Consider the following 16,672-nt stretch of genomic DNA (forward strand, 5'->3'; position numbering starts at 1 on the left):
CCAGAGAATCGCATAGGACGATGGGGTAACGTTATTTGATTCGTCGCCGGGTGGGTGAAGTGAGGTTAACGTTATGGCGTAACTCTATTGTGTTGGGCAAAGGCGATAGGGCGGGCATAGGGAAGAGATAACGTTATGCCATCGCTCTATTGGCCGCTGTCTGAGTCCGAATCGGTCAATTAACGCTACGCAGTAACGTTATGAATGCCACCCACTCAACCCGGCAGGTCATTGTTCCTATAGGCACCAAAGGCGGCTGCCTTTCCGATGACGTCCCCCGCTCAATTGTGTATGGCGGCACCACTCATAATGAACTTCCCAATCACCGTTTTACCGTCTACATCGTATAGCGGAATTATACGATCTCCTTTTTGAAGTTTCTGTTGTGCAATGGCTTCTTCTGGATTTTTGGGCTTATCCCCATCCAGATCGGATTTGAGAACATAGCCAAGGTTTCCATCTGCGCCCCATGCTTTAATTAGATCCGGTTCATTGTCGGGAGAAACGGCAAACGCAGCCGATCCATAGGTCTGGCCGTTTTTATTTTTCGGGAAGACGGTTTGTCCTTTTTCATCTTTAGGCAGCGATTGTTCTAGAGCGGGATGTTCGCTTTCGGCCGATGCATTGTTAAAAACAACAGATCCGACGGTAGCGCCCACGGCCAAAATAAGAGATAGAATTATAACTTGCAAACGACTTAAGTATAATCGCATAATGTTACCCTCCTGATTTGAAATAATTTGGAATTATGCCTATGTATTAACTAACGTTTTTCGCCTGAAAATGTTGCTATTTTTTTCTTGAGCACACATCGGCCCGAAAAAAGATGCATGCCTTCCCAAGCGCAGCAGCGACAGAGGAAGATACATGCATCTTTTGTCGTTACACCTATAAAGCTGCGAGCCGCAGGACGTCCTCCCGGAATTGTTCGGCGATCCGTTCCAGAGCTGCGGAGTCCGCGGCTTCGGCATACCACCCTTCCAGCCGATCCTGCAGAGCTCGGGCTTCCGCCAGCAGTCCGATCGAGCGCTTCATGTCGGCGGAGTATTGCTGCTTGATCGGAGCGAGCTCTTCGGCATAGGTTTCGTCCGTTCCCGGAGTGATGCAGCGTTCGTACATGTCGACGATCTCGTCGGAAGGCCGGTCGGGAAAATATTCAGTTGATGATTTCTGCTGAAGGGAAGGCAAGCTCCTGGTTAAAAAGGAGCTTGCCTATTTTTGGAATCTTTTTTCGGGTGAAGGATATACTTTGGATAGTCGGACGGAGAGGGATGTGGTAAAATTGACTCAAGAGAGCAAGAAAGGCGGGGTATACATGGCGACTACAACGATTGGGAAATGGGGAAACAGCATGGGTGTCCGCATTCCTCAGGAGATCTTGGAGCACGCTAATCTGGCGCTGGGTTCGAAAGTGGAAGTTCACCTGGTCCCCGAGCAAGGCATTCTATTAAAATCGGCCGAGAAGAATAAGCGTAAATCTAACCGGGAACTGCGCAAGCTGTATCTGGCAAGACGCGGAAAAAACACGCCGCAAATGTCCCAAGGCGAACTGATTGACGATTCCGTAGGGGATGAGTTTTGAGAAATGACGATTATAGGGAACGTAGAACGAGGCAGTATTGTATGGTGCCAGCTTCACCCCACAAAAGGACATGAGCAAAACGGCTACCGTGCCTCAATCGTAATATCGGACGGATTCATTGATCCTTCATTGAACAAAATGGCGCTCACCGTTCCGGTCACGACGCAAGCGATGGGGCATAGCTTTGAAATCCCTGTCCCTCCGGGAATCAGAACACCCAATTCGATATTACTGCCTCCAAACCTCCACTTTATGGAGCTGGAAGGTGTAGTTCTGATTAACAATATAAGATCGATTGATCTTGACGCAAGAAATGCGGTTGTTATCGGCAGGGTCGATCCGTACTCCGTTTTTTTTGAAGAGATTATCGATAATGTTATGGGAATCGTCGCTTACCCTGAAGATGACGAGGAGTCCGAAAACTAAACTATCCCTACACCGACCCCCAAAAAAGATGCATGCCTTCCAAGCGCAGCAGCGACAGAGGAAGATACATGCATCTTTTATCGTTACACCTGTAAAGCTGCGAGCCGCAGGACATCCTCCCGGAATTGTTCGGCGATCCGTTCCAGCGCTGCGGAGTCCGCTGCCTCGGCATACAGCCCTTCCAGCCGATCCTGGAGGACGCGGGCTTCCGCCAGCAGTCCGATCGAGCGCTTCATGTCGGCGGAGTATTGCTGCTTGATCGGAGCGAGCTCTTCGGCATAGGTTTCGTCCGTTCCCGGAGCGATGCAGCGTTCGTACATGTCGACGATCTCGTCGGAAGGCCGGTCGGGAAAATATTCGTGCGGAGCGGTGCTGTCGAAGATCGCGAAGCCGACCTCCCGCACGACAACCATGTCGAGGCTGTTCGGATCGAAGCCGCAATGGTAGACCTCGGCGTCGAAGCCCCGTTCGGCGGCCGCGGCGGCCAGCCTCTTCAGCATCGTCGACTTGCCCGAGCCGGGGCGCCCCTTCAGCAAATACCGCTTCAGCCCGTCCGTCAGGCCGGGTACGAAGTCAACCGCCCCCTGCGGAGTCGCCGCGCCCAGGAAGCGGTGAATTTCCTGAGCCGTCCCTTCCTGCTTCCGGTCTCCGAACAGCCGAGAGATCGATTCGACGGTCAACTCGTCTGCCGCCTGGAAATCCATATTGCCGATATAGATTTTCTCCCAATCGTCATGAACGCGAAGCGCTTCGGCGAATCCGGCATAAGCTTCCTCGTACTTGCCCGATATGTCGCGTTCCAAGCTTGCGATTTCGGCCGCGCGCGCTTCGAGAGCCGACTTATCGCACGCTTCTGCCAAGTCGACTTCCAGTATCGTCGCTCCTTCCACCTTCGGTACGAAGGCGTTCGGAGTCGTGCCGTCGATAACCCCGAGCTTCAGTCCGGGAACGATCAGTCCGTCAAGCGCATCCGGATCGGAGGCGCAGGAGATACGCCACGCTTCATGTCCGGCCTCTGCAAGTCTGTCGCCGATCGAACGAAGGCTGCAGGCTTTCCCCAATCCAGCGCCTCCCCGCAGCACGTAAAGCCGCTCCAATCCTTGCAAGGAGGAATGAAGCAGGCTCGTGTAGCCCTTCGCCGTGTTGCCGCCCGTATAAAAGTCGTAAATGTTGCCGCTCATCTTCGTCACACCTTCCTAGGCTGATGTCATGGCCTATATCCATCGTATTTCGTCGCCCTTGATTTGGTGCGGCTGAACGCGGGCGACCATCAAGCCTGGAGTTATTTGGCGAACCGCCGGACGTACCGTCGGTGCTCTCAGGATCATTTGGCGGAGTAAAGCGAATACGCCATGCAGGAATCATGTCGGAGTATAGCTCACACGCCATACAGGGTCATCCGTCAAACGTATCGTACACGTCCTGCAAGGAAAACTTGGCAAGCGCCATCGTCTCGTCGGCCGCTCCGTAGTACATGCGGATCGTGTCTCCGTCCAGCAGAGCGCCGCAGGAGAACACGACCTTGCCGAAGAAGCCGTTGACCTCGTATTCGGCTTCCGGCTCCAGAATCGGGCGCGAGGAGCGAGCCAGCACCTTGCCCGGATCGTTCGCATCGAGCAGCACCGCTCCCATGCAGTAGCGGTGGGCCGCGTCCGCTCCGTGATAGAGGACGAGCCATCCCCGGTCCGTGCGAATCGGGACCGCTCCGCCGCCGATCCTCGCGCCGTCCCAGCGTCCGGGCCGGAGTCCGAGCAGATGACGATGATTGCCCCAATGAACGAGATCGGGCGATTCGGAGATCCACATCTCCGGTTCGCCGAAAGAATGCGGAACCGGGCGGTGGAGCGCGAACCAGCGCCCTCCGACGGGTTCGGGAAACAGGGCGGCGTCTTTATTTTCGGGGGACAGCATCAGGCCAAGGCGTTCGACGCCGCGAAAGTCGGCCGTTCTCGCCAAGCCGACCGCCACACCGCTGGAAGATACCGCGCTATAGGCGATGTAGAAGCCGTCCGGCAGCGGGGTAATCCGCGGATCTTCGATGCCCCAGGCTTCCGAAGCGTTTTCGGGATACAGGAAGGGATGCGCGTCGACGGAGAAGCGCACGCCGTCCCGGCTTCGGGCGACGCGCAGATGAGACATCGAGGTGAGCCGAACGACCCGCGAGCCTTCCCGGATCACGCGGCTGTCCGAGAAGTCGTAGCGCGGATCGTCCGCGGAGAAGCGCTCTACGATGACCGTTCCTCGGTTCTCGTCAAGCAGCGGGACGCGAATTTCTATTTCATTTTCTCCGACTGGCGCTTCCGCCACTCTCAACAGCAAAATCGTTTCTTCCCCATAGACGGCGACTCCCGCGTTAAAAACGCCCATCACCCGGAAGTCGGGTATGGACGGCGGTACGTCCGCGGGCCGGAGAATTGGATTGTCGGGGTGTCTGGCGATCGGCAAACGGGACCAACTCCTCTTTCTCGTAGAATATGCAGCCTCGGAGCGGGAAATACGGATTGGCGCTTCCTCATTGCGGAGCGAAAAAAGAAGGATAGACCGGACGACGCGGCGAAAAGGAAACAGTACGGAAATCGAGTCCATTACAACGGAAGTGAAGCGGATGATCATCTGGATTAACGGCGCCTTCGGCGCAGGCAAGACGCAGACCGCCTATGAGCTGCACAGAAGATTGCCGGACTCCTTCGTCTATGATCCGGAGAATGCCGGTTATTTTATTCGCAAGAACGTTCCCAAGCGGATCGCGCTGGGCGATTTTCAAGACTATCCGATGTGGCGGGACACGAACTACGCGATGCTTAAGCATCTGGACAGCGAATACGACGGCGTCGTGATTGCGCCGATGACGCTCGTCCATCCGGGATACTTCGACGAGATCGTCGGACGGCTGAGGGAGGATGGGGTGTCGGTGCGCCATTTCGCGCTGTGCGCGGGGAAGGAGACGCTGCTGAAGCGGCTGAGGGGCCGGGGAGAGGGAAGCGAATCATGGGCGGCCGCGCAGATCGACCGGTGCGTGGCGGCGCTCTCCGACGAGAAGTTCGCCTATCATCTCGACACCGAGGGGCATTCGGTCGCGGACAACGCGGAGCGAATCGCCGAGCTGGCGGGACTGGCGCTGCAGCCGGACGAACGAAGCCGCATGCGCAAGGCGTACGACCGCATCCGAACACAGATTCGGCATATCCGCTTCTGACTCGGGGATCGCCCAACCCGCCTATTCGCGTCGCAAAACATGAAGCCCGATCGGGTTTCATGTTTTTTTCATTCATTGTGCCGATTATAAAAGGATTTTGAAGCAAAATGTTGAAACTTGACATAGCAGTCAATTATTCTTCCTATGCAAAGAAGGCAGGGAGCATCATGGTTCAGGAGTACCGGATCGGCGTCATCGCGCCGTATCTGGACGGCGAATATTACGGCAGGCTGCTGCCTTACATTCAAGAGGCCGTTCGGGAGAGACGTTCCCGTCTGTTCGCCGTGCAGGTCGCGGACGACTATTTGGGCATCGATTCGTTGGAGGAACCGATCGCCTCAGGGCTTATCGACGCCTGGATCGCCATTCTGCCCTCCGCGAGCGAGACGGTTCTCGAAACGTTGGAAAACAGCGGCAAGCCTTTCGTCTGCATCGGCTTTCCTTCGCCCGTTCCTTCGGGCCACTCCGTGCTGGTCGAAAATCGTTCGGGCATGAGAGCGGCAGTGAGGCACCTGATCGATCATGGACATACGCGAATCGCGTTTATCGGCAATCGGGCGCAGTACGATCTGTACGAGCGTTACCAGGGGTATCTGGAGGCGCTGGCCGAGAGGGGGCTTCCGCTCGACGAACGGCTCGTCGTCGACACCGAAGACAACCTCATGAACGCCGGAGAGAAAGCGATGCTGGAGCTGCTGGACCGGGGCGCCGAGTTTACGGCGGTCGCCGCGGGCACGGACTTCAACGCGCTCGGCGCCACCGATTGCCTGCAGATGCGTGGACTCGGAGTTCCGCAAGACTGCGCGGTGACGGGGTTCGACGATATCTATCAGGCGGCGGTCAACTACCCGTCGCTCACGACCGTTCGCCAGCCCCTTGAACGGATGGCCGGAGAAGCGGTGAGAATCGCCGTCGAGCTGCTGGAAGGGCGTTCGCAATCGGAGGAGGCCACGTTCGTGCCGGCCGAGCTGGTCGTCCGGTCTTCCTGCTCCTGTTCGGAGAGGTCGCAGTTCCGGACGGCGGACGAATTCGACCGCTACTTGATCAGCCTGTCGCAGCTGCGCCGTTCGTTCCATACGATCACGAACAACAATTACCGGATGACAAGAGGGCTCATCAACGCGACGCGGGACGAGAGAGTCGACTTCTCCAAGCTGTTCTGGAATCTCGCGCATTGGGGCTGCCTGGCTCTGTGGGAGACGGACGAGAGCGGCAACCGGCGCCTGGTCGTGCGCCAGACGTTCAGCAAGAGGGGCGACCCTGTGCCTCCCGACGGCTCGGCGTATCCGTTCGAGCATTTTCCTCCGCTTGAGACGCTGCCTCCGGGAACGCTGCCCGGGGGAGGGGACGTCGTCGTGCTTCACCCGGTCAAGTCGGAGATGAAAAACTGGGGCTACATCGCGCTGGCCGGACCGCTGGACCCGAACTCCAATTTCATCGCGAACGATCTGTTCCGGCATAGCTTCACGATTCTGGCCGTCGCGTTGGAGCGGGAGCTGCTGTTCAACCGCGTCCGTGCGATCGCGGAGAAGCTGGAGATCGTCTCGAACGTCACGAACGACGGAATTTGGGACTGGGATCTGAGCACGGGCAAGATCGATTGGAACATCCGCGCGCACAAAATATTAAGTCCGTCCGCCGCCAAGCTGACGAGCGACCCCCGCTCCTTCTTGAAGCTGCTGCATCCGGAGGACCGCCGGGCAATGTGGCGGGCGCTCGAACGCGTCCGTTCCAAGGCTGACCGGCAGCCGATCCAGATCGAGCTGCGAATCGGCGGAATGGCGGAAGGCGATCGGCAGATCTGGGTGCATCTCGCGGGCGATCTCGTTCGCGGAGCTTCGGGCCGCGGAGACCGTGTCATCGGTTCGATTACCGATATTACCGAGAAGAAGTTCAACGAAGCGAAGATCACGCAGCTGGCTTATTGGGATTCCTTGACGGGATTGCCTAACCGCATGCGGTTCAAGGAACTGCTCCAGGAGGCCATGGAGGAGCGGGTCAAGGACGGCAAGAAGCTGGCCGTCATGATGATCGATCTCGACCGGTTCAAGATCGTCAACGATACGCTCGGTCATCAGACGGGCGATCTGCTGCTCCAGTTGGCCTCTGCCAAGTTGCAGGAATGCGTCGGGCCTCAGGGGATCGTCGCACGATTCGCCGGCGACGAATTCATCGCGCTGCTGTCCAGGATCGAAGGGGCCGAGGAGATCAACCGCATTGCCGACCGGATGCTGCTGATGCTGACCAAGCCGTTCGTGCTGGAAGGGCAGGAGTTTTATTTGTCCGCGAGCCTGGGGGCGTGCATGTATCCTTGCGACGCGCAGGACGTCGACTCGCTCATCCGATTCTCCGATTTGGCGATGTACTATTCGAAGGAAAACGGCGGCAACCGGCTCAAGGTCTATACGCCGGCATTAAGCTCGAAAAGAGTTGAGAGGTTCAATATGGAAACGGGTCTCAGACACGCGTTGGAACGGGGAGAGCTGGCGCTGAATTTTCAACCGCAAGTGTCTCTCGTATCGGGTAAAGTGTACGGAGCGGAGACGCTCATCCGCTGGAGCTCGTCCGACGGAAAAACGATACAGCCGGGCGAGTTCATTCCGCTGGCGGAGGAGACGGGGCTGATCATCCCGATCGGCCAGTGGGTGCTGGAGCAAGCCTGCCGGGCGTGCAAAAGCTGGATTCACGCGGGCATGCCTTCGCTCGTCATCTCCGTCAACATCTCGGCTCTCCAGTTCCAGCAGGAGGATTTTCCGGACATCGTCCGCAAGGTGCTGAAGGACACGGGCATCCAGCCGTATAATCTGTGCCTGGAGATTACCGAGCATACGGCCGTCCAGAATATGGAGCACAGCATCCGAATGCTCGGCCAACTGGTGGAGATCGGGGTCAAAATCGCGATCGACGACTTCGGCATGGGCCAGTCGTCCCTCTACTGGCTGAAGAAGCTGCCCCTGCACATCGTCAAAATCGATCCGTCGTTCATCCGCAATCTGACGAAGGATTCGGACGACGCCGCCATCGCCAAAGCGGTTATCGAAATGTCGCACGGGCTTGGACTGTCCGTTACGGCGGAGGGCGTCGAGACGGAGGATCAGCTCAAGCGGCTTCAGCAGCTCCAGTGCGACCGCATCCAGGGCTTCTTCACCGGTCGCCCGATGACGTCCGATCAGTTCATTGCGTATTTCCTCGAAATTGTCAACTGGTAAGCCGAGGTGCGGCTGCGCGCTTCACCCCTCGTAGAGCGCGGCCGCGGCCAAGCATTCCTCCCGCACGGCGGCGCGAAGCTCGTCCGGAGCCAGCGCCTCCGCGTCGCGGCCGTATTTCATCACGATGTCGCGCGCGGACTCCAGCGTGTTGAACTCGACGAACGCCTCCATCTTCTCTTCCCCTCGTACTTCCTCGCATGAGACCGTCTTCACGTATCTTTCGCCCGCGAACGTTTCCCATCTTGCCGCAGCCACGCGAACCCGAGCGGGATAGCGGGGCAGATTGGATTTGAATCGTTCCATCGACTGCTCCCAATAGGCGGCCAGATCGAAGCCCTCCGGCCGGACGAAGGTTTCGTCCAGCATCTCGGCGCCGTGCAGGCGGGACAGCCGGAAAGTGCGGAGGGAATCCTCTTCCGCGCTTTCCTCCATGGCGACCGCGTACCAGACGCTCGTCTTGGCGACCAAGCCCAGAGGCAATACGGTTCGCTCCGTTATCTCGTCCGCAACCCGCCCGCGATAGCGGATGCGAAGCTTGCGCTGCTCCCAGACCGCCTCCTGGACGGTCTGCAGATGCGCGGAGCGCGCGGGAGCGGAGTGCCAGCCCGCGCCGTCGATATGGATGCGTTCCCGCACGTATTCCGCGTCCCGGCGCGCCGGTTCGGGCAGGGCGGACAGCAGCTTGCGCAGCGCGGTCCCCGACGGCTCGTTCAGCCCCAGATCGGCGACAACGCTGGAGGAATGGAGCAGCAGCAAGGAACGGATCTCGTCTACCGTCATGGCCGTAATCCGGTTGCGGTAGCCTTCCGACAGCTTCCAGCCTCCCGCTGCTCCCCTCTCCGCGTAGACGGGAATGCCGGCCGCCGCCAACGCCTCCATATCGCGATGGACGGTCCGTTCGGAAACTTCAAGCTCGCCGGCGAGCTCCTTGGACGTCATTTGCCCTCGTGCTTGCAGAAGGGAAAGCAGGGTCAGCAGTCGATCGGCTCTCATGCGTCGTTCCTCCGTTTGTTTCGGTTATGCTCAGTATATCCGATTTATATGACAGCAGGTGTCATATATCAAGGCTAATCTGAGGAGGAAGGATCGAATTAAAGGAGGAAAAGAGAGTATGAAACCATTGGCGGGAAAAGTAGCAGTTGTCGCGGGTGCGACGCGGGGAGCGGGCAGGGCGATCGCAATTGCGCTCGGAGAGGCCGGGGCGACCGTGTACGCGACGGGAAGAAGCGTCAGGGGAGCGCCCTCCGATCTGGCGAGGCCGGAGACGATCGAGGAGACGGCAGAGCTTATAACCGCCCGAGGCGGGCAAGGCATCCCCGTGCGGGTGGACCATACGGAACCCGAGCAGGTGAAGGCTCTGTTCGAACGAATCGGAGGCGAGCAAGGGGGCAGGCTCGATATCATCGTTAATGACGTCTGGGGCGGCGAGAAGCTGACGGAGTGGGGCACGCTTTATTGGGAGGGATCTCTGGACAAGGCGCTGCTCATGCAGCGCAGAGCCGTGCACTCCCATATGATTACGAGTTATTATGGCGCTCCGTTGCTGGTTCAGAGGGGCGAAGGGCTGATCGTGGAAGTGACGGACGGATACGATTACCGCTATCGGGGCAACTTGCCGTACAGCCTGGCGAAAGTGTCGGTCATTCATCTCGCGGAGGCGCAAGCGGCGGAGCTGCGGCCGCACGGCGTGGCGGCCGTTGCCGTCACGCCGGGATTTCTGCGATCCGAGGAGATGCTGGATTATTTCGGCGTCACCGAGGCGAATTGGCGCGACGGAGCGCAGAAGGAGCCGCATTTCCTTCAGTCGGAGACGCCGTTCTTCCTTGCGAGAGGACTGGCCGCGCTCGCCGCCGAGCCGGATCTGCTGAGCAAGTCGGGCAAGGCGTACACTTCCTGGGGATTGTCGGACGACTACGGAATCGAAGACGTCGACGGGAGGCGCCCTCATTGGGGCAACTATGCCGCGGAGCAAGGGCTGTGACGAACGCGCAGGTCACTCCGGATGGTTGCCGGTGTCGCTCCCGATCTGATAGGGCGTCGTGATGCCTTCGTACATGAGATGCATCGACATGCCTACCGAAGCGTGAACCAGGTTATGGCAATGGTCCATCCATAAGCCGGGGTTGTCGGCGACGAAGGCGACCTCGTAGATTTCGCCCGGCTGGACGTCCAGCGTGTCGGAATACCAGGGACTGCCGGTGGACGGTTCGCCGTTGCGGGAGAGGACGAGCATATGGTGGCCGTGCAGGTGCATTGGATGATCGACGGCGCCGCGGTTGCTGATCGTCGTCTTGACGAGATCGCCTTCCTGCACCATGAACATCGGCGTGTTCGGGAACACTTCGCCGTTGATTGTATACAAGGACCCGAATTCCCCGTTGTAGAAAGCCAGCTTGTTGTCGAGAATCATCTCGAATTCGCGGTCGAAGTCGCTGTCGGCCTGTATGGCGGCAGCGGCGGGCGTGCCGTAATCGATCGGATTAAACGCGGTCGTCTCCGGGAGATCCGGCACGCTGCCCGTGCCGTCCCGGCTCAGAAGCACGCCCAGCTTGCCGGAACGGCCGACGCTCAGGAAGACGGGCGCGTCGGGCATCAAGAACGTCAAATCCATGCGGCCGCCCGTCGTCAGCTCGATCCGCACGTTCTCCAACTCCTGCGGACCGTTCAGATCGGTGCCGTCTATGGCGGCGACGCGGAACGGCGTCCCCGTCAAGGTGTAATCCTGCCGGACCCAATCCTCGGTATTGATCAGACGAAGGCGCACCGGCGTTCCCGGAACGACCTTCTTGCGCTGGATGCCGCTGCGATCGCCGATCGCCATTCCGACGCCTTTCCAGACGTGCGTCATAATGGTCAGGTCTTCTTCCTCCGCTCCGATTCCTTCGGCGGCCTCGGGCTCGACGACCAGGCTGCCGAACAACCCCTTCTTCACCGCTTCCTGGGAATGCTGGTGAGAATGATACCAGAACGTGCCCGTCTGCTCGGCGACGAATCGGTAGACATGTTGTTCGCCGGGCATGACGGCTTCCTGCGTCGCTCCGGCTACTCCGTCTTCCGCGTTCGGAACGTCGAGTCCATGCCAATGGATCGTCGCCCCTTCCTCAATGTCGCGGTTGATCAGCGTAACCTCCACAAGCTCTCCCTGCTTCATTCGGAGCTCGGGGCCTGGCACTTGGCCGTTGAAGGTCCAGGCTTCGAACGGCTCTCCCGGACTCAGCTCGATCGTCTTCTTCTCCGCCGTCAACGTGATCTTCCGATCCGGCTCCCGGTCCCTCGGACCGGTCAGCATAGCCAGCGACAGATCGGTGCGGGGATCGTGGACGAGCACCGTTCCTCCTCCGAAGTCCATCGGACCGTCAGCCATGCTCATTGCGGCCGGCAGCCGGCTGCTCCGGCTGCCGACGATGAAGATCAAGGCGGCGACGCCGATCACGACGCAGGAGATGCCGGCGGCGCGCAGCCATCTTCCGCGCGGCAGCGTCGGAGCGGGAGCGTTCGCATCGCCGACTCTGCCGTACTTTCGTTCCTGAGCGTAACCCAGAGCAGCGACGGCTGCCGCGGCCAGCAAGATCGGAACGAGCACGGGGCCGAGCCGGAAAGGCACGGGAGTCACCAGCAAGAAATAGAAGATGGTCGCGGCGCCGATCGTCGACATTCGGTAAGGCAGAATGACCAGCGGCTGGGCGGCCTGCTTGCGGATTTCCACGGGCAGCGGAGCCGCGGACACGTTGCGCGTCGCTTTCCAGAGCTTCGTCAGGCGCGGTACGGCAAGCACCCATACGGACAGCACGGGAACGAGCGCAAGGGGGAGATGAAGCAGCACCCGGTCTTCCCAGAAGACGGGGGCCATCGTCGCGGCCATCGCCAGGGTAGCGGCGACGAGTCCGATCGCGGGCAGCGTCAGGTAGACGGCCCAGACGATTTGCTTGCGGGTTTTGCGGTGCAGTCTTTCGGTCGATCCGCCGTAGAGCAGCTTGGAAGCTTTGCTGCCGGCGATCCAGGATAGAATAAGCAAGAAGAAAACGCAGGCGTATATGATGCTGGTAAGAATAGTAAACAAGAGATGAGCCTCCTCGTCAGTCGGTTCCGTACGGGATTGGTTACTGATTCTATCCTACCTTCCCCGAGCTTCCCGGGTAACCGTCCGGGGTTTGGAATGCGTCCCCGACTTAAGTTGGAGCAGGTTCTCCGTCTTGCAACGGGTTACAAGGCTTCCGCAAAGCGAATAAAGGCGCACCGCTTCACCCGAAGGGGATGCGGTGCGCCTGTTGGCGATCAGCCGGCAGATCGGAGACCGGTTACCGAGGAGCTTCCTCGATCGTAATGTTTCCGCTGTCGGTTCTGACTTTGATGGTATCGTTCGTCTGGCGTCTGGATTCTGGCGCGCGCACTCTGCCGGAGTCCGCCTTCAGGTCGTACACGCCAGCGAAGTCCGCCGGGACGCGAACGTACGCATTGCCGGAATCGACGGAAATGCTCGTATCGGAGCTGTCCAGCTTATACAGCTTAACGTTGCCGGAATCGGCCGAGAGCTTGGCCTTGCCGGTCATGTTCTCGATCGTAATGTTGCCGGAGTCGATGGAAGCGGTCAAGTTCGCGGTAACACGCTCCGCCTTGACGTTGCCGGAATCGACGTCGATCTCAAGCGTATCGCTGGCGAATTCTCCGAGAGACATGTTGCCGGAATCGGAATCCAGCACCGCGCTCGAGATTCGCAAGAGCGAGGCGTTCTTCAATTCCAGGTTGCCGGAGTCGAGCTTGAGCTTCAACTTGTCGAGAAGCGCATCGTCCGTCACCGAGACGACGAATTGTTCCGTAGGACTATCGAAGTTAAAACCGAATAAGTTCATGTATCTGCGGGGCAAGCGGATAAGCTCCAGATCCAGCTTGCTGCCGGAAATTTCCGCCGCCTGGATTGTCTCGATCATTTGTTCCGTTCCGCGACCCTTCAGATGGATGGAGTTGACGCCGTCGGAGCTTTTGACGAACGTCATGCTGACGTTGTATTCGCTCTTGATGCTCAGATTGCGAAGCTCTTCCGCCGAGAAAGTCCATTTTTTCTCGAAATCCCGCATGTCTTTGTCGACCGTATTCCAGTTATGGTTCAGTGCGCCCGCGATCCCGATCACGATCAGACAGAACGCCGTAAAGTACCAAAATTTTCTCATCGCTGATTTCTTCCTTTCAACGTCTTGTAATTCCATCCCGCGTAGGCTTTCGTCGCGCGGAACAGCCCCTTGCTGAACAGGAGGGACAGGTCGGCCAGAATCATTCCGATGCCCGTCATCCCCAGCGACATCATCAGCTTGGCGTTCGTGAATTCCCCGTACAGCGACGTCTCGACGGCCAGTGCCAGCGGAGCCAGCAGAGTGATGAGCGCGGCGATGCAGACGGAGACGAACGCGGAAAATAATGCGGCGAATACCGGGATCGCAAGAGTCAGATTAAGAAAGAGCAGCAGAATCCCCACCCCGATGAAACGCGGAACGTCGCGATTGGGTTCGTGCGGACGTTTCGGCGCGGGAGCGGTCCAAGTCTGAGGCGGAGGAGGAACCCGGTCGGAAAAAGGGGCGCTGCCGTAAGGAACGTTGCCGTAAGGAGAACCGGCGTAAGATTGCTCGAATCGGGGTTCGGCGGGCTGCGCGGGATAGCCCAGCTCCGCGACGATTTCCTCTTCCGTCTTCCCTTGCTCCAGGCCGATTCTGAAACATTCCTCGCAGCGGACGAGCAGTTCGTTTCTCTCGTGCTCCGGCAATGGCGCAAGATCCGCGCTCATTTTATCCATAAACTCCATTTTATTCATGGCAAAGACTTCCTTTCAATGAACTGTTCCCATCATAGCTTATCGTTCGCCCGGCTGTCATCAGACGCGAGGTGGCGATCGACCTCGACCTAAGTTGGGGAAGCGGAATTCCAGGGAAGAACATCCGTAGGTCCATACTCCCATTTCACCCATAATCCGCCATTCAATTGACCGGTGTATGGTACAATATGTAAATCAGAAACGGGAGGGGGCCAGTCCGGGCAAGTTCCGACGTTGAATTCGGATATACCATTCATAGAAGGAAGTGTGGAAATGCAATACGGGAAAAAGGTGGCGGCGGCGCTGTGCGGAGCGCTGGTCGTCGGAGTTGCGGCGGGTTGCACCGGGGGCGGGAACGAAACGACGAACCAAGAGAAAACGGCGATCAAGGTGATGCATTACAACGAGAGCAGCTTCTATCAGCAGTATGGCATGCTGTTTTCCGCGCTGTATCCGGATATCGAGATCGAGGTGATCCCGACGTCGACGGTCGTTTATGAGGAAGGCAAGGATATGCAGAAGGCGATGGAAGACTTCATCGCCGAACAGAAGCCGGACGTGCTGATGATCGGGGGAACCGATTACGCGCGCATGGCGAGCGAAGGCAAGCTGTACAACCTGGAAACGTTCATCCAGAAGGACAAATTCGATCTGGAGGGAATCGCGCCGGGCATTCTCGATTACATCAAGCAGCAGAGCGACGGCATTCTTTACGGACTCGCTCCGGATTTTCACAGCCAAGCGCTGTTCTATAATAAGGACATGTTCGAGAAGTACGGGGTCACGCCTCCTACGGATCGCATGAGCTGGGAAGAAGTGCTGCAGCTGGCGGCCAGATTTCCGACGGACGGCAGCGGGGACGACCGCGTCTACGGGTTGAAGGTGGGCTATCAGATGGAGCTCCACCAAATGGCGATGATGATCGGTTCTATGAAGGGGCTGAACTATGTCAACCCGACGACGATGCAGCTGACGATCAATTCGGATTCCTGGAAGAAGACGTTCGAAACGGCGAATAAGGCAATCGAATCGGGCTCCCTATACGTCGAAGATCCGAACGGCGGCGGATTTTCCGGCTCTTATGAAGATTATCTGTTAAGAGATGCGTTCATCGGAGAGAAAGTTGCGATGGCGATCGAAAGCAATTATGTGATCGAGCAGATCAAGGAAGCGAAAACAAGGCTGAAGGACAAAGGCGTGAAGAACTGGGACATCGTGACGGTGCCCGTAGATCCGCAAACTCCGGACGAGAGCACGGCGATGTCGGTGGGGCAAATCTTCGCGATCGCCGCCAATTCGGCCAATGCGGAAGGCGCTTGGAAGTTTCTGAGCTACATCAACGGCGACGAGTTCGCGCGCGTGACGTCCAAGCTTCGCAACGGAAGCTTCCCGTCTCGGATGAAATACATCGAGAGCGAGCAGGGGCTCAACATGGCGGCGTTCTACAGCTTAAAGCCGCGCACCAACGACATGTATAAGGATTTCGACAAGCTGCCGCGCGAATTCTACATGAAGTTCGACGCGCTGACGCAGGAGGAACTCCAAGCCGTGAAGGACGGCAGAGCGACGATCGCGGAAGCGCTGGACAATCTTCAGGCCAAAGGCCAGAAGCTGCTGACGGAGGAGAGCGAGAAGGCCGCGACGGCCGAGCCGAGTCCGGCCGGGGCTTCCGCTTCGGGAGAGTCGATCACGATCGTCACCGAGGGAGCGGCTTCGGAGGTTACGGCGGAATAAGCTTCGCCGCCCATTTTTGTCCAACTTGTGAATTTCGCCTTTAATTCGTCACATCTTTGTGATAGAATATTCACATATAGCGCTTTCACAAGGAGGTTGGACCCTCATGAAGAATAGAGAGATGTCCCGTATGTTGAAATGGGTGGCAATGGTCGTTATCGCGGTGGGCGTCGTCTGCTGCGTGCTGAATATCGCGCAGTTCAACGATCAGAACCTCGGCCTGATGATCGGCCTCGGATTCCTGATCGGCGGCGCGCAGATCATGCTGTTCGGCGTAATCGCTCCGCTGATGCAGAAGAACCAGGAAGCTCCGGCATCTTCGGCCCCCGCGACGGAAGAGCCTGTGTAAGTAGTTGGCAGATCAGGAAGCCCGTTAGGAACTATTCGTTCCTAACGGGCTTTTTTTGGTACAAGAAAACCCCCAGTTCGACTGGGTGGGCGATGTTCTAAAGAATCGGTTATCGTCTCGCGATTGGCGCTCAAATGGAGGGCGATGTTCTAAGAAATCGATTATCGTCTCGCGATTGGCGCTCGAATGGAAGGCGATGTTCTAAAAAATCGGTTATCGTCTCGCGATTGGCGCCTAAATGGAGGTTGATGTTCTAAAAAATCGATTATCGTCTCGGGATTGGTGCTCAAATGGAGCGCGATGTTCTAAGAAATCGATTATCGTCTCGCGATTGGCGCCTAAATGGGAGGGCGATGTTCAAAAAAATCGATTA

General features: G+C 58.0%; 15 protein-coding genes. 7 read left to right on the top strand and 8 right to left on the bottom strand.

The genetic code is table 11. The annotated features are described in order from the left end of the window. Positions 1-281 precede the first annotated feature (281 nt). Positions 282-713 carry a hypothetical protein gene (locus B0G52_RS16920; RefSeq protein ID WP_094046382.1) on the bottom strand — a complete coding sequence of 144 codons (432 nt, stop codon included), beginning with the start codon at positions 711-713 and terminating at the stop codon, positions 282-284. A gap of 175 nt (positions 714-888) precedes the next feature. Continuing rightward, positions 889-1,119: a hypothetical protein gene (locus B0G52_RS16925; RefSeq protein WP_094046384.1), complete on the bottom strand. Its 231-nt coding sequence runs from the start codon at positions 1,117-1,119 to the stop codon at positions 889-891. A 196-nt stretch (positions 1,120-1,315) separates the two neighbouring features. Between B0G52_RS16925 and B0G52_RS16930 the strand changes: the two genes are divergently transcribed. Both B0G52_RS16930 and B0G52_RS16935 read left to right on the top strand, forming a co-directional pair. Beyond that, complete coding sequence (locus tag B0G52_RS16930) at positions 1,316-1,582, top strand: AbrB/MazE/SpoVT family DNA-binding domain-containing protein (protein ID WP_143762578.1); 267 nt, start codon at positions 1,316-1,318, stop codon at positions 1,580-1,582. A 3-nt stretch (positions 1,583-1,585) separates the two neighbouring features. Further along, on the top strand, positions 1,586-2,008 hold the full coding sequence (locus tag B0G52_RS16935; protein ID WP_094046388.1) for a type II toxin-antitoxin system PemK/MazF family toxin: 423 nt from the start codon (positions 1,586-1,588) through the stop codon (positions 2,006-2,008). A gap of 83 nt (positions 2,009-2,091) precedes the next feature. Here B0G52_RS16935 and B0G52_RS16940 read toward each other — a convergent pair whose 3' ends face one another. After that, positions 2,092-3,189, bottom strand: a complete 1,098-nt coding sequence (locus B0G52_RS16940; protein WP_094046390.1) for a PRK06851 family protein — start codon at positions 3,187-3,189, stop codon at positions 2,092-2,094. A gap of 214 nt (positions 3,190-3,403) precedes the next feature. After that, on the bottom strand, positions 3,404-4,453 hold the full coding sequence (locus B0G52_RS16945) for a glycoside hydrolase family 130 protein (protein WP_094046392.1): 1,050 nt from the start codon (positions 4,451-4,453) through the stop codon (positions 3,404-3,406). A gap of 160 nt (positions 4,454-4,613) precedes the next feature. Between B0G52_RS16945 and B0G52_RS16950 the strand changes: the two genes are divergently transcribed. Beyond that, a complete protein-coding gene (locus B0G52_RS16950) occupies positions 4,614-5,204 on the top strand; it encodes an AAA family ATPase (protein WP_158223744.1) in 591 nt (196 codons plus the stop codon). 167 nt (positions 5,205-5,371) lie between these two features. Then, positions 5,372-8,413, top strand: coding sequence for an EAL domain-containing protein (locus B0G52_RS16955; protein ID WP_158223745.1), 3,042 nt, complete (start codon positions 5,372-5,374; stop codon positions 8,411-8,413). A gap of 21 nt (positions 8,414-8,434) precedes the next feature. Here the strand turns inward: B0G52_RS16955 and B0G52_RS16960 are convergent, their stop codons facing one another. Next, positions 8,435-9,406, bottom strand: a complete 972-nt coding sequence (locus tag B0G52_RS16960) for a helix-turn-helix transcriptional regulator (protein WP_094046396.1) — start codon at positions 9,404-9,406, stop codon at positions 8,435-8,437. A 118-nt stretch (positions 9,407-9,524) separates the two neighbouring features. Here B0G52_RS16960 and B0G52_RS16965 point away from each other — a divergent pair, with 118 nt between their 5' ends. After that, positions 9,525-10,394 carry an SDR family oxidoreductase gene (locus B0G52_RS16965; protein ID WP_094046399.1) on the top strand — a complete coding sequence of 290 codons (870 nt, stop codon included), beginning with the start codon at positions 9,525-9,527 and terminating at the stop codon, positions 10,392-10,394. Positions 10,395-10,406: 12 nt separating this feature from the next. On the opposite strand, the gene B0G52_RS16970 is transcribed toward B0G52_RS16965, so the two are convergent. The 3 genes from B0G52_RS16970 to B0G52_RS16980 form a co-directional block, all read right to left on the bottom strand. Next, the gene (locus B0G52_RS16970) at positions 10,407-12,473 is read right to left on the bottom strand and encodes a multicopper oxidase family protein (protein ID WP_094046401.1); all 2,067 of its coding nucleotides are present in this window, start codon (positions 12,471-12,473) and stop codon (positions 10,407-10,409) included. Between the two features lie 238 nt (positions 12,474-12,711). Then, a complete protein-coding gene (locus B0G52_RS16975) occupies positions 12,712-13,581 on the bottom strand; it encodes a DUF4097 family beta strand repeat-containing protein (protein WP_158223746.1) in 870 nt (289 codons plus the stop codon). After that, positions 13,578-14,216, bottom strand: coding sequence for a DUF1700 domain-containing protein (locus tag B0G52_RS16980; RefSeq protein ID WP_094046405.1), 639 nt, complete (start codon positions 14,214-14,216; stop codon positions 13,578-13,580). Before B0G52_RS16980 ends, B0G52_RS16975 begins: the two co-directional genes overlap by 4 nt. Before the next feature lie 273 nt (positions 14,217-14,489). Between B0G52_RS16980 and B0G52_RS16985 the strand changes: the two genes are divergently transcribed. Together B0G52_RS16985 and B0G52_RS16990 are read left to right on the top strand one after the other, a co-directional pair. Continuing rightward, a complete protein-coding gene (locus B0G52_RS16985; protein WP_094046407.1) occupies positions 14,490-15,950 on the top strand; it encodes an ABC transporter substrate-binding protein in 1,461 nt (486 codons plus the stop codon). A gap of 106 nt (positions 15,951-16,056) precedes the next feature. Beyond that, entirely contained in the window at positions 16,057-16,299 is a 243-nt protein-coding gene (locus tag B0G52_RS16990) for a hypothetical protein (RefSeq protein ID WP_094046409.1), read from the top strand. Positions 16,300-16,672 lie beyond the last annotated feature (373 nt).

Origin of the sequence: Cohnella sp. SGD-V74 (assembly GCF_003001675.1) — a bacterium.
GTDB lineage: Bacteria > Bacillota > Bacilli > Paenibacillales > Paenibacillaceae > Cohnella.